This is a genomic window from Nonomuraea purpurea (assembly GCF_042650645.1).
Lineage (GTDB): Bacteria > Actinomycetota > Actinomycetes > Streptosporangiales > Streptosporangiaceae > Nonomuraea > Nonomuraea purpurea.
Map to the genome: position 1 here is coordinate 109,827 of NZ_JBHSBI010000016.1, position 19,453 is coordinate 129,279.

Below are 19,453 nucleotides of genomic sequence, written 5' to 3' on the forward strand. Positions count from 1 at the left end.
TCAGCCGCGGGGGACCGAGCCGGCTCCCGGCCGGGTCCTGATCTCGCCGAGCCGCAGGTGGTTGCCGCGGATGTCGGTGATCAGCACGTACGCGACCAGCAACAGCCCCAGGCAGAGGGCGTCGGCCGCCCACCAGGGGATCTCGGCCAGCAGCAGGTTGCCGTCGCTGTCGCTCAGCGACCTGATCACCACCGTGACCACGGCCACCACCACCGTCACCATCAGCCAGCTTCGCAGGCGCGGCAGGTTGCCCTTGTTCCACAGGCGCAGGCGCCAGCTCATGAACACCGACACCACACCCAGCAGCGCGCAGAACCCGATCAGCCACCAGGGCAGGGCGAAGGCGGTCTGCTCGGCGATCTGCGCCTGGGTGGTGCGCAGCTCGGCCTCGGCCTTCTGCTTGGCGGCCAGGGCGGCGTCAAGCTGCCGTTCGAGCTGGGCCACGCTCTTCTGCTGGCGCGGCGGCGGCGTGGCGTCCTCGGTCGGCAACACCCGCGCCACCATGGTCAGCATGATCGCGATGAACGACAGCGCGAGCACGATGGACATGAACAGGTCGATGAAGCGCAGGTCGAGCGGTGGCGCGAACGATCTGACGGATCGTTTCCTCACGGCTCCCTCACCAGCGTGTACTTCTGCGGCCGGCTCTCGACGGCGCTGAGCCGCTCCACGGCGGTGCGCAGCGCGTCCAGGCCCTTGACGAGCTCCTCCGTCCTGCCTCTGGAGTGGGCCAGCTCCTGCGTGAGCCCCTGCATGGCGGGGGCGGCCTGCGTGGCGGGCCCGGCGTGCTTGCCGGGCAGACGCGCGATGTAGATCAGGAACACCTCGTCGGCGGCCACCACGCTGGCCCGCTCGTACCGTTCGACCAGGGCCATCGCGCCGAACGAGACCACGCTCAAGAACAGCGCGATCAGGGTCACGCCGAACGCGGAGGCCAGCTCGGGCAGCACGTGCTGCTTGAGTGCGGTGATCAGCACGGTGGGGTCGCCCTGGCGATCGAGGGCGCCGGAGAACGAGGTCACCATCGCGGCCATCGTCAACGCGGTGCCGATGAAGCCGAAGACCGGCAGCGCCCAGATGAGCGCGTGATCGAGATGGTGCTTGTTGGCCATCTCGCTGTCGTCCAGCGCGGAGCGGGCGCTCAGCACGGCCTCGCAGTCGCTGCCCGCATCGGCCGCCTCCTTGAACAGCTTGAGGCGTCGCGCGACGAGCGTGTCGTCGCCTGCTTTGACCGTCTGGATGTTCACCACGGCCCGAGCCGTGGCCTCGCTCTCCCGCCGGATGTCCGGCACGGCCCTGACGATCCGGAGCACGGCGGTCACGAACACCGCGATGATGAGCGTGACCACGAGCTCCGCGGCCACCGGAGCCGTGGTCGCGCCCACGGACACCAGCAACATTTCCACCACTCCGGCCACCAGTAGCAGCGCGGAGACCACCAGGCTCACCACAGGCGCGAACGCCGAGTGACGCCAGCCGAACCCTGACACCCGTCAACCCCATCCGACACACAAATAGTCAAGGACTACCTAAGCACACGCAAAGCAATCTTTGGTGACGGAGAGGATATCTGCCTTCTAACTCCCGAGGATCACTCAAGCTCCGCTAGAAACATCTCAATCTGGTCAGCTTCTGGAACGCCCAGCTCGGCGTACAGGTCCAGCGCCCGTTTGGCGTGGTCGCGGGCCGCGTCGATCCGGCCACCGTCGCCGTGGACGCGGGCCAAGCCCTCGTGGGCGCGCGCCTCCTCGGGCCGGTCGCCCAGCTCGCGTGCGATGGCCAGGGCGGCGCCGTGCCGCGCCACGGCCTCGTCGGGGTCGTCGAGGCAGCGGGCGACCTCCCCCAGCCCGTTGAGCGGCGCGACCTCCTCGCCCCTGGTCCCCAGCTCGCGGTAGAGCTCCAGCGCCTGCCGGTGGTGGTCGCGGGCCCGCTCGTGCTCTCCCCGCCGCCGGTGGACCTGGCCGAGAAGGTCCAGGACGCGGGCCTCGCCGTTCCTGCTCCCGAGCCGGCGATGCAGCTCCAGCGCCCGGCGATGATGGCCGAGGGCCTCTTCGAGGCGTCCCTGACGCTCGTGGCTGATGCCGAGGTTGGCCAGCGCGTACGCCTCGCCGACGGGGTTGCCGATCTCGCGGCTCAGTTCGAGGGTCCGCGTCAGATGGCGCTCCGCCCGCTCGTAGGCGTGCCGGCGCAGGCACACGTTGCCGAGCGTGTTGTGCGCCCGCGACTCGCCGAGCGGGTCGCCGATCTCCCGGCACAGCTCCATGGCGGGGACGCAGGCGCCGGACGCCTCCTCGTAACGGCCCTGCCGCCAGTACGTCCACGCCAGATCGAGCAGCGCCAGCGCCTCGGCCGCCTGGTCGCCCCTGCGGCGGGCCGCCTCCAGCGCCTTCGTGTGCAACGTGATCGCGTCGGCGTGGCGGGCGTGGCCGTCGAGGTAGGGGTGCAACGTGGTCGCCAGGTGCGCGGCGTGGACCGGCCATCCGTTGTTGGCCGCGTGGGAGGTCGCGGCGGCCAGGTTGGCGCGTTCGGCGTCCAGCCAGGCGATCGCCTCGGCGGCGTCCAGGAACGGCACGCTCTCCGCCGCGGGCACGGCGGGCCTGCGCCGCCCTCCGAACGGGTAGACGTGGCCGATGGCCGCGACCGCCGTTCCTCGGTAGTGGTCGAGCAGCCGGGTCAGGGCGGCGTGCCGGGCCTCGTCGCTCTCCTCGGCTGCCGCGGTGCCGTGCGCGTGCTCGCGCAGCAGGTCGTGGAAGGTGTAGCGGCCAGGCTCGTGCTGCGTCAGGACGTGGGCGTCCAGCAGGTCCTCCAGCAGCGCGTCGGCGTCGGCGACGGGCACGTCGGCCAGCGCCGCGGCGGCGGGGGCGGCCACGTCGCGACCCGGATGCGTGCCCAGCAGCCGGAACATCCGCCGGGCCGCGGGATCGAGGTGTTCGTAGGACAGGGTGAACGCGGCCGCGACGCCCCTGTCGGACGTGGACAGCTCGGCCAGCCTGCGCCGCTCGTCACGCAGCCGGCCCGCCAGGTACGCGACGCTCCACCTCGGGCGGTGGTGCAGCCGCGCGGCCGCGATCCGCACCGCCAGCGGCAGGAACCCGCACAGTTGCAGCACGTCGAGGACCGCGCCCGGTTCGGCCGCCGCGCGTTCGCCCGCGATCGAGGCGAACAACGCCGTGCCGTCCCTGAGCGGCAGGACGTCCATGGACAGCGCGTGGGCGCCGTCGAGGTCGACCAGCCGGCGGCGGCTGGTGATCAGGACGAGGCTGCCGGACGCGCCGGGCAGCAGGTGTCGTACGTGGTCGGTGTCGGCGGCGTTGTCCAGCACGATCACGACCTGGCGTGTGGCGAGCTCGGCCCGCCACAGCGCCGCCCGTGCGGTGAGCGAGGCGGGGATGCGTTCGGCCGGCACGCCGAGCTGGCGCGACAGCGTCTCCAGCGCGGCCGCGGCGTCGAGCGGCTGCTGCCCCGCGGTGTGCGCCCGCAGGTCGACGAAGAGCTGCCCGTCGGGGTAGCGGTCCGCCAGGCGGTGCGCGGCGTGGATCGCCAGCGCCGTCTTCCCGATGCCCGCCATCCCGTCGATGGTCATGATCGCCGGCCCCGACCCGGCGATCCGCTCCAGCTCGCCTGCCCGGCCGGCGAAGTCGGGGATGTCGTACGGCAGGTAGTTCGCCCGCCGCCGCGGCTCCCGTACGGGCTCGTCGGCCGGCTGGACCCGCAGGTCAGGATCGTCGCGGAGGATGGACTGCTCCAGGGCCGCGAACGCGCGTCCCGGGTCCAGCCCCTGCTGCTCCACCAGCCGCTCGCGGAACGTCCTTGCCACCGACAACGCCTCGGCCTGCCGCCCGGCGCGGTGCAGGGCGAGCATGAGCCGGCCGGAGAGCCGTTCCCGCAGCGGATGCGCCGTCACGTACGCGGACAGCTCGTCGATCAGGTCCTCGTGCCTGCCCAGCGACAGTTCGACCTCCGCCAGGCTCTCGAACGCGGCCAGCCGCCGCTGTTCGAGCCGGTTCCTGGCGCTTTCCACGTAGTCGGCGTGCAGGTCCGCCAGCGGCTGCCCCCGCCACAGGGCCAGCGCGTCGCGTAGCCGCCGGGCGGCGGCATCCGGGTCGTCGTCCCGCTGGGCCGCCTGGCGGGCGAACTCCTCCACGTCGAGCCACTCGGGGTCGATCGTGTACCCGCCCGCCCTGGTCGCCAGCCGCTGCGCCGCTCCAGCCCCGCGCAGCACCCGGCGGATGGTCGTGACGGCGGCCTGGATCTGCGCGCGGGCCGTGTCGGGCGGCGTCGGGCCCCACAGCGCGTCGATCAGCTGCTCGACGGTGAGCACGGTGCGGGCGTGCAGCAGCAGGTACGCCAGCACCGCACGGTGCCGCGGCGCCAGACCGGTGAGCTCCCGTCCGTCGGCCACCACCTGGACCGCGCCAAGGAGGGCGAACCGAACGCCCACTCCCGCCTCCCACAAACCACATAGAACGCCCATCGCGGACGCATCGCGAATGTATCAACTCCACCGCCCATGCTGAATTCGCAGCTCAACGCGGCAAGAAAGGACATCTCAGTCATGGAAGCACGTATGAAGAACCCGGCCTTCGTCCTCCCCGAGGTCACCAACGGGTTCCAGGCCATCTTCAAGGGCATCTACGCGGGCGGGGTCCCTCAGGAACTGCTGGAGATCGTCTCCCTGCGCGCCAGTCAGATCAACGGCTGCAGCGCCTGCGTCCACTCCCACGTCCACAACCTGAAGAAGTCGGGCGAGTCTGATGAACGCGTGGGCAACGTGGCCGCCTGGCGCGAAGCGCCGTACTACAGCGACGTCGAACGGGCCGCGCTGACGCTCGCCGAGGCCGTCACCCGGCTGGCCGACCGGTCGGGCGACGCCGTCGCCGACGACGTCTGGGACAAGGTCGCCGACCACTTCGACGACAAACAGCTCTCGGCGATCATCCTGACAATCGCGATGACCAACTTCTTCAACCGCATCAACGCCACCATCAAGGAGCCGGCAGGCGCCGTCTGGGGCTGACGGGGAAGGGCGGACGGGTGGGTCAACCGGGTGGCGCACCCGCGGCCAGGGCCTTTGCTGCCGCGGCCGTCACCTGCCTCCCGCCGACGCCCCAATCGCCGCTCTTGACCTCCTCGATGATGACCAGGGTCAAAGAGCGCAGGTTCTCACCCTCGATGGCGACCATCACGTCGGTCAGCTTCTCCACCATCTCGGCCTTCTGGGCGTCGCTGAACACGCCCTCGATGACCTTCACGTTGACGAGCGGCATGACAGTCGCCTCCCCCCGATGCGGTGCACCCACGGCACCTCACGCCATCCCCGCCGACATGCCCCTGCGCGCTTCCGGCAAACCCCGCTCCACAACGCGAACCGCCCCTGCCCCGCCGACGTTTCGGCAGGACAGGGGCGGTTCGAAAGGGGTGGAGGTGGCGGGAATCGAACCCGCGTCCTTCAATCCCAAGTCAGGGCTTCTCCGGGCGCAGCCTGCTGTGCTTTTCTCAGCCCCGGCGATCACGCAGGCGAGTCGCCGACGGGCTCAGCCACTGTTTGATTTCCCGATCTCCCCCGTGGCCGGGTCGATCGGTTGAGCCTTCTAACGATGCCAGACACCGGGCCGAAGGCACTCCCGGGCTGACAGTGGTTTCGCTACTTAGGCAGCGAGGGCCAGGGTGTCCTGGCCGACCACAGTGCGCTTGGAATTGGCACTTGTAGTTTGCGGTCACAGGATTAACGAGGTTATGTCCGCAGTCCTCGGCCCGCTTCACCTGGCTTGCAAGACCGAAGTCGAAGCCAGTCACCCCCTGTGCAATTGTCAACACGCCCTCCGCGAGGAAGACGAGCAACATGAATCTACATCGATCAACGCCCTCAACGCCAACTTAATTCCTCATGGCGAAACCCCCGGGAGCACGGCACAGCAGCTCGCGCTCCCGGGGGCCGACCGGCAGGGTCGAGCCGGTCCGGACGGCAGGACTTCCCCCGAGATGAAGTCCTGATCTCATCACGGCGACTGGATCCGCAACCCCCCGAGCGGGCCCAGTCACTCAGTAAGACGCCCTGGGAGCCCCGGATGGTTGCTCCGGGTTAAGAGATTTTCACGGAGAGTTGTGGAGGGCTGAGAAGAAGCCGCCCGCCACCGCTCCCGCGTTGTAGTTCTTGGACAACACCGCGATGGCCACATCACCCTGCCAGCCCACGAACCAGGTCATCTGGTCGCCCGCCGTCGCCGTCACGCCGTAGACCCTGCCCTTGCCCGCCTGGGCGTTCGTGCCGGCCGCGCCTGCCCGCATCATCGTGGTCAGCTCCTTGCGGATCCGCGCGTCGACGGGGACCGGGCCTGGCTGCGCGGCCGGCACCACCTCTGCCGTCGGGTCGGGCGTGGTGGGGTTGGTCACCAGCACGGGCGGGCGCCAGGTGCCTGAGGAGACCGCCGCGGCCACCAGCGCCATGCTCAGCGGGCTCACCTCGACGTTCTGGCCCGCGATGGCCTTGGCCTTGTCGGCGTCGCTGGACAGCGCGGGCATGCCCCCGCTGAACGACTTGAGCGGCAGCCGCCACGGCTGCCCCAAACCGAACGCCTTGGCGCTCTCGGTCAGGTCGGCGGCCGTGACGCGGCGGGCCAGCGAGGCCAGCGCGGTCACGCAGCCCTTGGCGAATTGCTCCTGGAACGTGGCAGACGTGGTCGTGCCGGTCATCTGCCCGACATGCACGAACTTGGCGCCGCCGACCGTGCGCTCCTGCGGGCAGGCCAGCCGCTGCTTGGTGCTGACCTTGTTCTTGAGCAGCGCGTCGGCGGCCACGATGGAGAAGGCGGTGCCCGCCGGATATTTGCCGGCCAGCGCGTCCTTCTCCTGGTGCATGCCCTTGGTGGCGACCGCCCTGATCTCCCCGGTGTCGGCCTGCACCGCGACCATGGCGCTGGCCTGGCTGTCGGCCACCGCCTGCTCGGCCGCCTGCTGGATCTTGCGGTCGATCGTGGTCTGGACGGAGATGTTCTGCCGGCCGGGCCACTCCATGAGCTGCGCGACCTGCTTGCCGGTCTTCAGGTCAAGGGTGATGACCTTGGTCTGGGTGGAGCCGGTCAGGTAGTTCTGGTAGGCCTGCTGCAGCCCGCTCCTGCCGACCGAGTCGCCGGCCCGCTGCGGGCCGCCGAGCTCCTGCTCGGTCTCGGGGGTGAGCGCGCCGACGCTGCCCACGATCTGCTTGGGCGCGTCGGGGTTGACGGGCTGCTTCTGCGGCTGCACCTTGATCCCCGTGATCGCCTCGAGTTTCGCCTGCACCGCCGGGAAGCGCGAGCGTCCGAACGTGACCAGCGGCACGAACCTGTCGGGCGGCGACGACCGGATGCGGCTCAGCAGCCGGTCCTGGGCGTAGCCGGTGGCCTCGGACAGCTTGGCGACCACGGACTCGGCCTGGCCGCCGAGTTGCGACGGGTAGACACCGGCGACATAGAGAATGGTGTCGCTCTGCAGCGGATCGTTGTTCCTGTCGGTCACCGGCTGGCGCGACCTCGGCACGCTGTCGACCGCGAACCGCTGCCCCTCCTTGAGCTGCGGATGCAGCACGGAAGGCGACCAGCGCACCTTCCACGCCCCGTCGACCAGGTGGAGCGGCAGGACGCCTTCGTACTCCCACAGCGGGTTGTTCTCGCCCAGGTCGACCTCGGCGTGGAAGTCGGCCTTGGACTCCTCGCCGGTCATGCTGAGGCTCTTGATCTCGAAGCGGAACGAGGCCGCGTCGAGCTCCAGCTTGGTGTCGGCCAGCGCCTTGCGGACCTTGGCCACGTCGCCGTCGGTGCGCCCCGCGGCCAGGTCGTAATCTCCGGACTGCCAGCCGACGAGGAAGTCGCGCACCGCGTCGTGCGGTGACGGCTCCTCGAAACAGCCGGTCAGGGTGGTGCACGCGATCGCCAGTGTGGCGGTCGCGGCCAAAGTGCGGCGGGCGCGTCTCATCGCTTGAGCTGCCGGCCTTTCATCGGTTGCGGTGCCGCAGCGCGCGGGCCATCTCCCGCTTGGCCTGCTGCTCCGCCAGCGACTGACGCTTGTCCCAGTCTTTCTTGCCTCGGGCGAGCCCGATCTCGACCTTGGCCTTGCCGTCCTTGAAGTACAGCGACAGCGGCACGATCGTCAGCCCGCCCTCCTTGGTCTTGGCGGCGAGCTTGTCGATCTCCTTGCGGTGCAGCAGCAGCTTGCGCTTGCGCCGGGCCGCGTGGTTGGTCCACGTGCCCTGGGAGTATTCGGGAATGTGCACGTTGAGCAGCCACGCTTCGTGCCCGTCGATGCTGGCGTAGCCGTCGACGAGCGAGGCGCGGCCCTCGCGGAGCGACTTCACCTCGGTGCCCTGCAGCACGAGACCAGCCTCGAAGGTGTCCTCGACGTGGTAATCGTGCCGAGCACGCTTGTTCTGGGCGATGACCTTCCGCCCGGTCTCACGTGGCATGCTTCGACTTTACCGGCGACCGGGGCGAGGTGATCCCATGAGCACGGCTGCTACACCCTGAGGTAGCGGCGCAGCGTCACGAAGGAGGCCAGGACACAGATCACGACACCGATGGCCATGGTGATGGTGATCGTCTGCGCCACGTCGTTCCAGCCGATCTGGCCGCGCCCGAAGAAGCCGGAGTTGGCCAGCTCCTCGAAGAGGAAGACCTTCGTCACGATCAGGATGATCGCCGAGAAGACGCCGCCGATCAGACCGGCGATGACGCCTTCCATGACGAACGGGAGCTGGATGTACAAGTTGGAGGCGCCGACCAGCCGCATGATGCCCGTCTCCCTGCGCCGGTTGAACGCCGAGAGCCGGACCGTGTTGCCGATCAGCAGGGCCGCGGCCAGCACCAGCGTGATCGCGACCGCGAGCGAGGCGAAGGCCAGCTTGTCGAGCATCTCGAAGAACGGCGTGATGAGCTGCGCCTGGTCGACCACCGACGAGACGCCGGGCTGCCCCTGCACGGCCTGGAGGACATTGCCATAGTTATCCGGGTTCACCACTTTGACCCGGAACGACTGCGGCATGTCCTCGACCTTGGTCGCGGACACGAAGGCCTCGTTCGACTCGTAGGCCTTCTGGAAGTTCTTGTACGCGGCGGCCTGGTCCTCGAAGAGCACTTCCTTGACGCCCGGCGTGTTCTCGATGTGCGTTTTCAGCGCCTTCGACTGTGCGGGCGTGACGGCCTTGCCGTTGCACGCGGGGATTGCGGATCCCTTGGTGCAGAGGAACACCGAGACCTCGACCTGGTCGTCCCAGAAGTTCTTCATCAGCCCGACCTGCGTGTTGATCAGCAAGCCGACGCCCAGCATCGCCATGCCGACCATCACGGTGATGATCACCGCAATCGTCATGGTCAGGTTGCGACGGAGGCCGATCCAGACCTCGGAGAAGATGAAATTCGCCCGCATGTTAAGTCTGCAGCTCCCTGTCAGTACGCCTGGCCGTATACGCCACGCGACTGGTCACGGACGATCTTGCCGTCCTCCAGCTCCACCACACGCTTGCGCATGGAGTCGACGATGGCCGCGTCGTGCGTGGCCATGACGACCGTGGTGCCAGTCCGGTTGATGCGGTCGAGCACCTTCATGATGCCGATGCTCGTCGCAGGGTCGATGTTGCCTGTGGGCTCGTCGGCCAGCAGGATCATAGGCCGGTTGACGAACGCGCGGGCCATGGCGACGCGCTGCTGCTCGCCACCTGAAAGCTCGTCGGGCATGCGGTGGGCCTTGCCCTCCAGGCCGACCAGCTCGATGACCTCGGGCACCACCTTGCGGATGAAGCGCCGAGGCTTGCCGATGACCTCCAGGGCGAACGCCACGTTCTCATAGACGTTCTTGTTCGGCAGGAGCCGGAAGTCCTGGAACACGCAGCCGATGCGGCGGCGCAGGTGCGGCACCTTGAAGTTGGAGAGCCGGGCCAGATCCTTGCCGGCGACATGGATCGCCCCGGAGTTGGGCCGCTCCTCTTTGAGGATCAGGCGCAGGAACGTGGACTTGCCTGATCCCGAAGGACCGACGAGGAACACGAACTCGCCCTTGTCCACGTCTACGGATACGTGGTCGAGAGCGGGCCGGTTCTGGTTCGCGTAGACCTTGATGACATTATCGAAATGGATCACGAGAGCATCACGGCATGCCAGTCTAGGGGTCAGGACGGAAGCGAGGGTGGCACATGCCCACTTCCCGCCGCCGACCAATCGGGGACGTGGTCTTTACTGATGATCGACGTTCCGATTGGCCAGACGACAGTCTAGGGGGAAGACTGGCATGGAACGTCCATAACGGAAACAAAACGATTGTGCGGCTAGACTTGGGGCTGTCATGAGTTGCCAACACCTCGTATGCGCGCAGTGCGCCCACCCCGTGATCGAGGGACGCTGTCCGGTTTGTCGCGCCAACAGAGAGCGACTGCACCGCCACGGCTTCGCCGGGTTGTCGCCCGCTCTCATCGCCCTGCTGCTGGTCGTCCTGCTCCTGCTGACCCTGGTGGTCGACCACCTGAGCGGGCTCTAGCCGGCCTGGGCCGGGCCTGCTCCTAGGCCTGGGCCTCCGACTCCTGGCGGCGCATCCAGCGGATCTCGGCCTCGATGAACCCGTCGAGGTCGCCGTCGAGCACGGCCGACGGGTTGCCTGCCTCGGTGCCCGTACGCAGGTCCTTGACGATCTGGTAGGGGTGCAGGACGTAGTTTCTGATCTGCGTGCCCCATGACGTGGTGGAGGCGCCGCGCAGCTCCGACATCTTCTCGGCCTCCTCCTGGCGCTTGCGCTCCAGCAGCTTGGCCTGGAGCACGGCCATGGCGCTGGCCCGGTTCTGCAGCTGCGAGCGCTCGTTCTGGCAGGAGACGACGATGCCGGTCGGCAGGTGCGTGATGCGCACGGCCGAGTCGGTCGTGTTGACGCCCTGGCCGCCGGGGCCGCTCGACCGGTAGACGTCGACGCGCAGGTCGTCCTCGACGATGTCGATGTGGTCGGTCTGCTCGACGACGGGCACGATGTCGACGCCGGCGAAGGAGGTCTGCCGGCGGCCCTGGTTGTCGAACGGGCTGATGCGGACCAGACGGTGGGTGCCGTGCTCGCCACGCAGCGTGCCGTAGGCGTAGGGGGCCTTGACCGCGAACGTGGCCGACTTGATGCCGGCCTCTTCGGCGTAGGAGGTGTCGTAGACCTCGGTGCCGTAGCCCTTGCGCTCGGCCCACCGCAGATACATCCGCAGCAGCATCTCGGCCCAGTCGGCGGCGTCGACGCCACCGGCCTGGGAATTGATCGTGACGAGCGCCTCTCGGGCGTCGTACTCGCCCGACAGCAGCGTGCGCACCTCCATGGCGCCGATGTCGGACTTGAGCGACTCAAGCTCCTTGTCGGCCTCGGCGCGCGTGTCGTCGTCGCCCTCCTCGGCCGCGAGCTCGTAGAGGACGCTCAGATCGTCGAGGCGCCGCGCGACGGACTCCACGCGGTTGAGCTCGCCCTGCAGATGGGAGAGCTTGCTGGTGACCTTCTGAGCCTGGTCGGGGTCGTCCCAGAGGTCGGGCGCGGCAACCTGCTGCTCCAGCTCCTCGATCTGCTTACGCATCGCGTCGAGGTCGAGCACGTCCTGGATGCTGCGCAGTGTGCCCGCGAGCTCGTTGATCTCTTCTGCCGGATCGATGCCTGCCACGTTTCCCTAGGGTACGCGACCCTCGCGGGCCCGAATAACATGGCAACGTGCGTGCATACGGTCGGCGGGGAGCGCTGGCGCTCGCCATCGGCTTCCTGGCCGCGGCGACCGCCTGCACTGGCGATGCCAAAACAGGGTCCACCAGGTCGGCTTCCGCCGTGTCCGCCTCGCCCTCACCGTCGCCGAGCGCGCCGGGCCTCACCCACGAGGAGGCCGCCGAGGAGTTCCACAGGATCACCGTCTCCGACGACCTGCTGCGGGTCGAGAGCGATCTGCAGGGCCGGCTCGACATGGTGAGAGACCTGATGTCGGGCGGGCAGTTGTCTCTGACCGTGGCCGCCTACCTGTCCACCGACTACGCGCCGCCCCGCTACCAGTGGGGGGCGCCGACGCTGTTGGTGCCCAGGTTCAAGACCGGCGAGCAGGCGCCCTGGTTCAGCGCGCTGACGACGCGCAACGGGCAGCCGACGCTGCTGACGTTCACCAAGTCCGACCGCTGGCGGCTCAGCTCGGCCGCCCAGCTCCTGCCCGGGCAGAAGATGCCCGACATCGAGCTCGACGCCGACGGCTACGCGACGTCGGTGGCGCCCGACGACAAGGCCGTCACGATCAGCCCGCAGTTCATGGGGCCCGTGCACGCCAGCGTGGCCGAGACGGGCACCGCGGGGGTCACGGCCGGGCTGCTCGCGCCGGGGCCCTACACGACGGAGGTGGCCGAGCAGATCGCCGACTTCCGCGAGCAGGCCAAGACCAACGGGTTCAGCTACGACTCGATCTTCAGCGCCGACAACTTCCCCGTGTACGCGCTGCGCACCAAGGGGGGCGGGGCGCTGATCCAGTACTCGCTGTCGCGCACGACGACCACGACCACCAAGACGGCCGAGGACGACTACATCCCGGTGCCGGAGTCGGCGCGCTGGGCGATCAGCACGGCGGTGCTGCGCCGTTCCCTGCGCCTCGTGGAAACCCACCAGTACGCCACCGCCGTCCCGCCCCTGTCCGCCCCGGCCCCCGCCACCGTCCTCGCCCACGACGGCGGCATCACGCGCGCTTCCGGTACGTGATTTTTCTTTTGCCGTCCGCGATGCTTCTCTTTTGGTTCTTTTACGGCGAGCAAACGAACCCGCACGCGCCGTAATCCCTTTCCGCCCCTCATGGCCGGTTGTGAAGGCTCACGGGTCGCGCACCGTGACGACGCGTATTCTCGGCCGTCTTCTTCGCTGACTTGCCGGCGGAGTTGGCAACTAAAGTTGCTGGCATGCCGGCTGATGACATTCCCGTTCCCCAGGAGCCCGCCGACGCGCTGGCGGCCGTGGTCGCGTTGCGTCGTTTGGCCGACCAGATGGAGGACGCCGCCGTCGAGCAGGCGATGCGGGCGGGCTGGAGTTGGCCGCAGGTCGCCGAGGCGCTGGGGATCACGCGCCAGGCGGTCCACAAGAAGCACGCCAAGCGGCTCATCGCCGCGGGCGTCACGCTGAGGAGACGACAGTGAACGCTATCGGCCACTACATCGACTCGATCATGGATCATGGGGAGGCCGAGGCCAGGGCCGACGGGTCGGCGGCGGTCGAGGCGTACCATCTTCTCCTCGGCATCGCCGCCCAGGAGGGCACCGCCGCGCACCGGGTCCTGACCTCCTCGGGGCTCGATCGGCGGGCGATCCGTGAGGCTCTGGAGCGGGAGTTCGAGCACAGCCTTCGTGCGGTCGGAGTTTCCTGCGCCGCCTTCAACGTTCCCCCCGCCACCCCCGATCCCGGGCGGCCGATCGGTGTGGGGGCTTCTGCCCGGCTCGCGCTCGAACGGGGGTTCTCCGCCTCCGCGAGCAAGAAGGATCTGCGGCCGGCGCATCTGCTGCTCGGCGTTCTGGAGGCGGAGGTGGGCACCGTGCCCCGGGCGCTCGCGCTGGCGGGCGTGGACCGGGGCGAGCTGCTCTCCCGCACCCGGGAAACGCTCTCCACCCAGGACTGGTAGCCCCTGGGCGGTCCCGGAACCCGGGACCGCCCAAAGCCCGTTACGCCTCCGTGTGGGGGAGGTTGCTGGCGGCCACCAGGGTGCGGATCGCGCGCAGGGCGACCGAGAGCGTGGCCAGGTCGAAGTGGTCGCTCTCCCAGATCTCCGACAGCGTCTGCCTGGCCCGCGACACCGCCGCCGAGTTGGCCTCGGACCAGTGGGCCAGCCGCTCCTCCGGCGACAGCCCTGGCGTGCTGTGGGCCAGCACGTCCTGGGTCAGCGAGGCGTGGGCGGCGTAGAGGTCGTCACGCAGGGCCGAGCGGGCCATGGAGTTCCAGCGGTTGTCCCTGGGCAGGGAGATGATGCGTTCCCTGAGCCGGGCCAGCTGCAGGCGATCGGCCAGGTCGAAGTAGACCTCGGCGACCTCGCCGGCCGGGCGGCCCGTCAGGGACGCGATCTCCACCAGGTCCAGCGTCGAGTACGCGGGCACCATGCCCGCCACCCGCTCGGCCAGCTCCTGCGGCACGCCCCTGGCGACGAAGGAGTCGCGGCGCTCCTCGTAGGCGGCCAGGTCGGGCCCGGTGAGCAGCTTGGGGATGTGCGGGACGAGCCCGTTGACGCCCTTCATGAAGAAACTCACCGATCCGGCCAGGTCCAGCGGCGGCCGGCGGTTGACCAGGAGCCAGCGGGTGCCGCGCTCGGCGAGCTTGCGGGCCTCCAGGAGCATGGCGATCTGCGTGGCGGTGTCGACCTGGTTGTCCAGGGACTCCACGGCCCGGTAGAAGGACGGCAGGTCGAACACCTCGCGCGCCACCAGGTAGGCCCGCACGATGTCGGGCGTGGAGGCGCCGGTCTCCTCGCCGAAGCGGTGCATGAACGTGGTGCCCATGGAGTTGATCAGCTCGTTCACCACGCAGGTGGTGATGATCTCGCGGCGCAGCGGGTGCGCGTCCATGTACGGGCGGAAACGCTCTCGCAGCGCCGACGGGAAGTAGGACACCAGCCACGACTCCAGGTACGGCTCGTCGGGCAGGTCGGAGCCGAGCAGCTCGGCGTCGGCCACCAGCTTGGTGTAGGCCAGCAGCACGGAGAACTCGGGGGCGGTCAGTCCGAGCCTGGCCTGGCGGCGTTCGGCCAGCGTCTTGTCCGAGGGCAGGAACTCCAGCTCCCGGTTGACCAGGCCGTCCCGCTCCAGGCGGCGCAGGTAGCGGGCGTGGATGTGGAGCATATCCACCGCCTGGGCGGTGGCGCCGGCCAGGACCACGTTCTGGGCGTAGTTGTCGCGCAGCACGAGGTCGGCGACCTCGTCGGTCATGGAGGCGAAGACCTGGTTGCGCTGCTTGTCGGTCAGCTCGCCGTCGCGGACGACCTGGTCGAGCAGGATCTTGATGTTCACCTCGTGGTCAGAGGTGTCGACTCCGGCGGAGTTGTCGATGAAGTCGGTGTTGACCAGCCCGCCGTTCAGGGCGAACTCGATCCGGGCGAGCTGGGTGAGGCCCAGGTTGCCGCCCTCGCCGACGACCTTGCAGCGCAGTTCGCCCGCGTTGACGCGCAGCGCGTCGTTGGCCTTGTCGCCCACGTCCAGGTGGGACTCGGAGCTCGCCTTGACGTAGGTGCCGATGCCGCCGTTCCAGAACAGATCGACCGGGGCGCGCAGGATGGCGCTGATGAGGTCGTTCGGGGCCAGGGACGTCACCCCGGCCGGGATGCCGAGCGCCTCGCGCATCTGGGGGTTGATCGGGATGGACTTGGCCGTACGGGGGAAGACGCCGCCGCCGGACGAGATCAGCTTCTCGTCGTAGTCCTCCCACGAGCTGCGCGGCAGCTCGAACAGGCGCTGCCGTTCCGCGAAGGAGCGGGCGGCGTCGGGCGCCGGGTCCACGAAGATGTGCCGGTGGTCGAAGGCGGCCACGAGCCGGATGTGCCGCGACAGCAGCATGCCGTTGCCGAACACGTCGCCGGACATGTCGCCGACGCCGGCCACGGTGAAGTCGGTGGTCTGGACGTTCACGCCCATGGTGCGGAAGTGGTACTTGACCGACTCCCAGGCGCCGCGGGCGGTGATGCCCATGGCCTTGTGGTCGTAGCCGACCGAGCCGCCGGAGGCGAAGGCGTCGCCGAGCCAGAAGCCGTAGTCCTTGGCGACGCCGTTGGCGATGTCGGAGAAGGTCGCGGTGCCCTTGTCGGCCGCGACGACGAGGTAGGGGTCGTCGCCGTCGTGCCTGACCACGTCGGGCGGCGGCACGATCTTGCCGTCGACGAGGTTGTCGGTGACGTCGAGCAGCCCGGAGATGAACGTCCGGTAGCAGGCCACGCCCTCGGCGAGCAGGTCCTCGCGCGAGCCGGACGTAGGCGGACGCTTTACGACAAATCCGCCCTTGGACCCAGTCGGCACAATAACGGTATTTTTCACCATCTGTGCTTTGACCAGCCCCAGGATCTCCGTCCGGAAATCCTCCATCCGGTCCGACCAGCGAAGACCGCCCCGCGCCACATTCCCGAAACGCAGATGCACACCCTCGACCCTGGGCGAATACACGAAAATCTCGAACTTCGGCCGCGGCAAAGGCAGCACGCTGATGGCCTGCGGGTCAAACTTGAGCGATATGTACGGTTTACGCACCCCATCTACCGTTTGGAAGAAATTGGTGCGCAATGTCGCATGAATCATCTCCAGGTACGCCCGCAGGATCCGGTCCTCATCCAGCGAGGCCACCTCGTCCAGCGCCCCCAGGATCTCCTCGTTCAGCGCGTCCACGAGATCGATCCGCACGTCGTCGCCCCGCCGCGGATCGAGCTTGGCCTCGAACAGCCGCACGAGCAGCCGGGACAGCCGCACGTTCCCCGTCAGCACCCGTTCCATGTAGAGCTGCGAGAACGTGCTCCCGGCCTGGCGCAGGTACTTGGCGTACATCCGCAGGATCTCGACCTGTTCCCAGGTCAGCCCGGCCCGCAGGATGAGGGCGTTGAAGTTGTCGGCCTGCACCCGCCCCCGCCACAGGGCACTCAGGCCCTCCTGGAAGAGCCGCTTGAACTCGTTCCTGTCGATCTCGTCCGACGGGGTGTACCGCAGGCCGAAGTCGTAGATCCAGGCGTTCTTGGTGGCGGGGTCGTTGTCGCGGTCGATCTCGTAGGGGCGCTCGTCCACGACCTCGACGCCGAGCCGCTGGATCAGCGGCAGCGCGTGGGAGAGCGAGATGGGCGAGCCGATCTTGTAGATCTTCAGCCGCCGCTCGCCGTCGCTCGCGTCGTACGGCTCGTAGAGGTTGATCTTCACCTGCTGGTCGTCGCCGGCGGCGACGAGCTCTTCCAGGCGGCGCAGGTCGACCACGGCGACCTTGGGCGCGAAGTCGGCCTTGTAGCCCTCGGGGAAGGCGGAGGCGTAGCGCTTGATGAGCGCGGGCGCCTCCTCCTCGGAGGCCCGCTCGCCCAGCGCGGTGGCCAGGTCGTCCTCCCAGGAGCGGGCCAGCGCGGCCAGGCGCGACTCCAGCTCCTCCAGGTTCACGCCCGGCGGCGGGAGCTGCTTGCCCCGCTCGCCCCGCACGACCACGTGCAGCCGGGCCAGCACCGACTCGCCGATCATGGCGCTGTAGTCGAGGCTCTTGCCGCCCAGGGCCTTGAGCAGGACCTCCTCCATCTTCGTCCGCACCTTGGTGGTGTAGCGGTCGCGCGGCAGGTAGATCAGGCACGAGATGTAGCGGCCGTAGTCGTCACGCCGCAGGAAGAGCTTGACCTGCTTGCGCTCGCGCAGCCGCAGCACGCCCAGCGCGATCGGCAGGAGCTGCTCGATCGAGGTCTGGAACAGCTCGTCGCGCGGGAAGGTCTCCAGGATCTCGATGAGGTCCTTGCCGTCGTGGCTGTCGGGCGTCAGGCCCGCCTGGTCGAGCACCTCGCCCAGCTTGCGGCGCAACACGGGGATCCTGGAGATCGACTCGTTGTAGGCCACGTGCGTGAACAGGCCGAGGAAGCGCCGCTCCCCGATCACCTCGCCCTCGGGCGAGAACATCTTGACCCCGATGTAGTCGAGGTAGGTCGCCCGGTGCACGGTGGCCCTGGAGTTGGCCTTGGTGATGATCAGGAGCTGCTTCTCGCGGGCCTTGGCCCGCACCTCGGCGGGCAGCGCCGAGAAGCTGTCGGAGCCGACCTTGTCGTCGCGCAGGATGCCCAGCGCCGCGCCGGGCAGGGCGCGCAGCGTCTCGCCCTCGTCGGTGTGCTCAAGGCGGTACTCGCGGTAACCGAGGAAGGTGAAGTGCCCGTCGGCGAGCCAGCGCAGCAGGTCGAGGCTGTCCTCGACCTCGGCGGGCTCAAGCGGCGGCGGGTTCATGCTCAGGTCTTCCGCGGTCTGCACGGCCAGCGCCCGCATCTTCCTGAAGTCCTCGACCGTGTGGCGCACGTCGGTGAGCACCCGCTGCAGGTCGGCCTCCAGCGTCTTCAGCACCTCGGGGTCGGCCTGCCGGTCGATCTCGATGTGCATCCACGACTCGACCAGGATCTGGCCGGTGACCTCTTCCTGGCCGCGGACCAGCATCCGGCCCGTCATGTCGCGGCGGACCCGCATCTGCGGGTGGACCACCAGGTGGATGCCCAGGTCGTGCCGGTCGAGCTCCATCGTGACGGAGTCGACCAGGAACGGCATGTCGTCGGTGACCACCTCGACCACCGAGTGGCCGGGGTCCCAGCCGTGTTCGTCCAACGTGGGGGTGTAGGCCCGGACGACCGCCCTGCCCTGGGGGCGGACCTCGGCCAGTTTCCGCTGCGACATCGCAGGGCCGTACACGTCAACGGGGTTGCGGTCGAGCAGGTCCTCCGGCGCGACATGGCGATAGTAGAACCGCAGGAAGGACAGCGCCTCCTCCGGGTTCACATGATCATTGCCGGCCGCGCAGCGCTCCGCGGCGCGCTGGAGCAGCTCATCCTTGGCCTCGTCGAGCGACATTTCGCTCTCACTCCTTTGTGAGGGTTCGGCATGGCTTGTCATAGCCAGGCCCTAAGTTCCCACAGCAGTGGGAAGTAGTGCAGGCGGGTTCGACCGCGCAGGTAGGGGGCGCCCGTCGAGCCGCCGGTGCCCGACTTGGTGCCGATCTGGCGTTCGACCATCTGGACGTGACGCATCCGCCACTGGGCGGCAGTCTCGTCGTGGGTCAGCAGGTCTTCGGCCAGTTGCCACAGGTCGTCGTAGGACCTGCGATCTCTTGCCACAGCCAGCAGCGAGGCCATGATCTCCTCGTCGGAGACCGCCAGGCCACGCCGGGCGAGGGCGGTGAGGTAAGCATCCCACAGCGTCGGCTCGCCCAGCCTGCGGCGCAGCCTGGCGAGCTCCGTGTCGCTGGCGTGCCGGAAGCTGCCGAGATAGCGCTCGTCCTTCAGGCCCGACAGGAACTCGATCTCGCGGAACTGCACGGACTGGAAGCCGCTCGCCGGCGCCAGCTGCGACCGGAACTCCAGGAAATCCTGGGGCGTCATGGTCTCCAGGACCTCGATCTGCTCGATCAGCACCCGTTCCACCGCGTGCACCCGCCGGAACACGTGGCGGGCGCGCCACAGCTCGCCCGCGAACATGGCCTCACGGGCGCCTTCCAGCTCGTGGAGCAGCAGTTTGAACCACAGCTCGTAGACCTGGTGAATGGTGATGAACAGCAGCTCGTCCGGCGCGTTCGACTGGGGCCGCTGCTGAGCGAGGAGCTCGGGCAGGCAGAGGTAGCCTCCGTACGACAGCCGGCCGCCTTCCTCGCCGAACTGCCGATGCGGGGGACCGGGCGCATCACCGTCGATGCCCACCGAACACCTCCCCCTGAAACCACCCGGCGTGGTGCACCGGGCCATGCCTCGCCGTTCCGATACCACCCGAAAAGGGCATAGACG

General features: G+C 68.8%; 16 protein-coding genes and 1 other RNA gene. 5 read left to right on the forward strand and 12 right to left on the reverse strand.

Annotated features, from left to right (window positions below; all coding sequences use genetic code 11):
* The 3 genes from ACFOY2_RS29860 to ACFOY2_RS29870 all read right to left on the reverse strand — a co-directional run bounded on the left by ACFOY2_RS29860 (position 1) and on the right by ACFOY2_RS29870 (position 4,441).
* Positions 1–612, reverse strand: a complete 612-nt coding sequence (locus ACFOY2_RS29860) for a hypothetical protein (protein ID WP_379531425.1) — start codon at positions 610–612, stop codon at positions 1–3.
* A complete protein-coding gene (locus ACFOY2_RS29865; protein WP_379531426.1) occupies positions 609–1,490 on the reverse strand; it encodes a hypothetical protein in 882 nt (293 codons plus the stop codon). Before ACFOY2_RS29865 ends, ACFOY2_RS29860 begins: the two co-directional genes overlap by 4 nt.
* A 101-nt stretch (positions 1,491–1,591) precedes the next feature.
* Positions 1,592–4,441: an AfsR/SARP family transcriptional regulator gene (locus tag ACFOY2_RS29870; protein WP_379531427.1), complete on the reverse strand. Its 2,850-nt coding sequence runs from the start codon at positions 4,439–4,441 to the stop codon at positions 1,592–1,594.
* 114 nt (positions 4,442–4,555) lie between these two features.
* Here ACFOY2_RS29870 and ACFOY2_RS29875 point away from each other — a divergent pair, with 114 nt between their 5' ends.
* Complete coding sequence (locus ACFOY2_RS29875) at positions 4,556–5,017, forward strand: carboxymuconolactone decarboxylase family protein (RefSeq protein ID WP_379531428.1); 462 nt, start codon at positions 4,556–4,558, stop codon at positions 5,015–5,017.
* 22 nt (positions 5,018–5,039) lie between these two features.
* Here the strand turns inward: ACFOY2_RS29875 and ACFOY2_RS29880 are convergent, their stop codons facing one another.
* The 6 genes from ACFOY2_RS29880 to ftsE form a co-directional block, all read right to left on the reverse strand.
* Positions 5,040–5,267: a tautomerase family protein gene (locus tag ACFOY2_RS29880; RefSeq protein WP_379531429.1), complete on the reverse strand. Its 228-nt coding sequence runs from the start codon at positions 5,265–5,267 to the stop codon at positions 5,040–5,042.
* A 149-nt stretch (positions 5,268–5,416) separates the two neighbouring features.
* Positions 5,417–5,800, reverse strand: a transfer-messenger RNA (tmRNA) gene (ssrA, locus tag ACFOY2_RS29885).
* Positions 5,801–6,093: 293 nt separating this feature from the next.
* The gene (locus ACFOY2_RS29890; RefSeq protein WP_379531430.1) at positions 6,094–7,950 is read right to left on the reverse strand and encodes a penicillin-binding transpeptidase domain-containing protein; all 1,857 of its coding nucleotides are present in this window, start codon (positions 7,948–7,950) and stop codon (positions 6,094–6,096) included.
* Between the two features lie 19 nt (positions 7,951–7,969).
* On the reverse strand, positions 7,970–8,437 hold the full coding sequence (smpB, locus tag ACFOY2_RS29895) for an SsrA-binding protein SmpB (RefSeq protein WP_357811954.1): 468 nt from the start codon (positions 8,435–8,437) through the stop codon (positions 7,970–7,972).
* A 50-nt stretch (positions 8,438–8,487) separates the two neighbouring features.
* A complete protein-coding gene (gene ftsX / locus ACFOY2_RS29900; protein ID WP_379531431.1) occupies positions 8,488–9,396 on the reverse strand; it encodes a permease-like cell division protein FtsX in 909 nt (302 codons plus the stop codon).
* Between the two features lie 20 nt (positions 9,397–9,416).
* A complete protein-coding gene (ftsE, locus tag ACFOY2_RS29905; RefSeq protein WP_357811958.1) occupies positions 9,417–10,106 on the reverse strand; it encodes a cell division ATP-binding protein FtsE in 690 nt (229 codons plus the stop codon).
* Positions 10,107–10,308: 202 nt separating this feature from the next.
* On the opposite strand from ftsE, the gene ACFOY2_RS29910 reads away from it, so the two are divergent.
* On the forward strand, positions 10,309–10,500 hold the full coding sequence (locus ACFOY2_RS29910; protein ID WP_379531432.1) for a hypothetical protein: 192 nt from the start codon (positions 10,309–10,311) through the stop codon (positions 10,498–10,500).
* A gap of 22 nt (positions 10,501–10,522) precedes the next feature.
* On the opposite strand, the gene prfB is transcribed toward ACFOY2_RS29910, so the two are convergent.
* Positions 10,523–11,641: a peptide chain release factor 2 gene (prfB, locus tag ACFOY2_RS29915; protein WP_379531433.1), complete on the reverse strand. Its 1,119-nt coding sequence runs from the start codon at positions 11,639–11,641 to the stop codon at positions 10,523–10,525.
* A 47-nt stretch (positions 11,642–11,688) separates the two neighbouring features.
* On the opposite strand from prfB, the gene ACFOY2_RS29920 reads away from it, so the two are divergent.
* From ACFOY2_RS29920 to ACFOY2_RS29930, 3 genes are all read left to right on the forward strand, one after another.
* Complete coding sequence (locus tag ACFOY2_RS29920) at positions 11,689–12,705, forward strand: hypothetical protein (protein WP_379531434.1); 1,017 nt, start codon at positions 11,689–11,691, stop codon at positions 12,703–12,705.
* A gap of 194 nt (positions 12,706–12,899) precedes the next feature.
* A complete protein-coding gene (locus ACFOY2_RS29925) occupies positions 12,900–13,133 on the forward strand; it encodes a hypothetical protein (RefSeq protein WP_357811966.1) in 234 nt (77 codons plus the stop codon).
* Positions 13,130–13,612 carry a Clp protease N-terminal domain-containing protein gene (locus tag ACFOY2_RS29930; RefSeq protein WP_379531435.1) on the forward strand — a complete coding sequence of 161 codons (483 nt, stop codon included), beginning with the start codon at positions 13,130–13,132 and terminating at the stop codon, positions 13,610–13,612. Before ACFOY2_RS29925 ends, ACFOY2_RS29930 begins: the two co-directional genes overlap by 4 nt.
* Positions 13,613–13,652: 40 nt before the next feature.
* On the opposite strand, the gene ACFOY2_RS29935 is transcribed toward ACFOY2_RS29930, so the two are convergent.
* Together ACFOY2_RS29935 and ACFOY2_RS29940 are read right to left on the reverse strand one after the other, a co-directional pair.
* Positions 13,653–18,527 carry an NAD-glutamate dehydrogenase gene (locus tag ACFOY2_RS29935; RefSeq protein WP_379531436.1) on the reverse strand — a complete coding sequence of 1,625 codons (4,875 nt, stop codon included), beginning with the start codon at positions 18,525–18,527 and terminating at the stop codon, positions 13,653–13,655.
* Positions 18,528–18,565: 38 nt separating this feature from the next.
* Positions 18,566–19,369 (reverse strand): tryptophan 2,3-dioxygenase, encoded by an 804-nt coding sequence (locus ACFOY2_RS29940; protein WP_379531437.1) that lies wholly within the window; start codon positions 19,367–19,369, stop codon positions 18,566–18,568.
* Positions 19,370–19,453 lie beyond the last annotated feature (84 nt).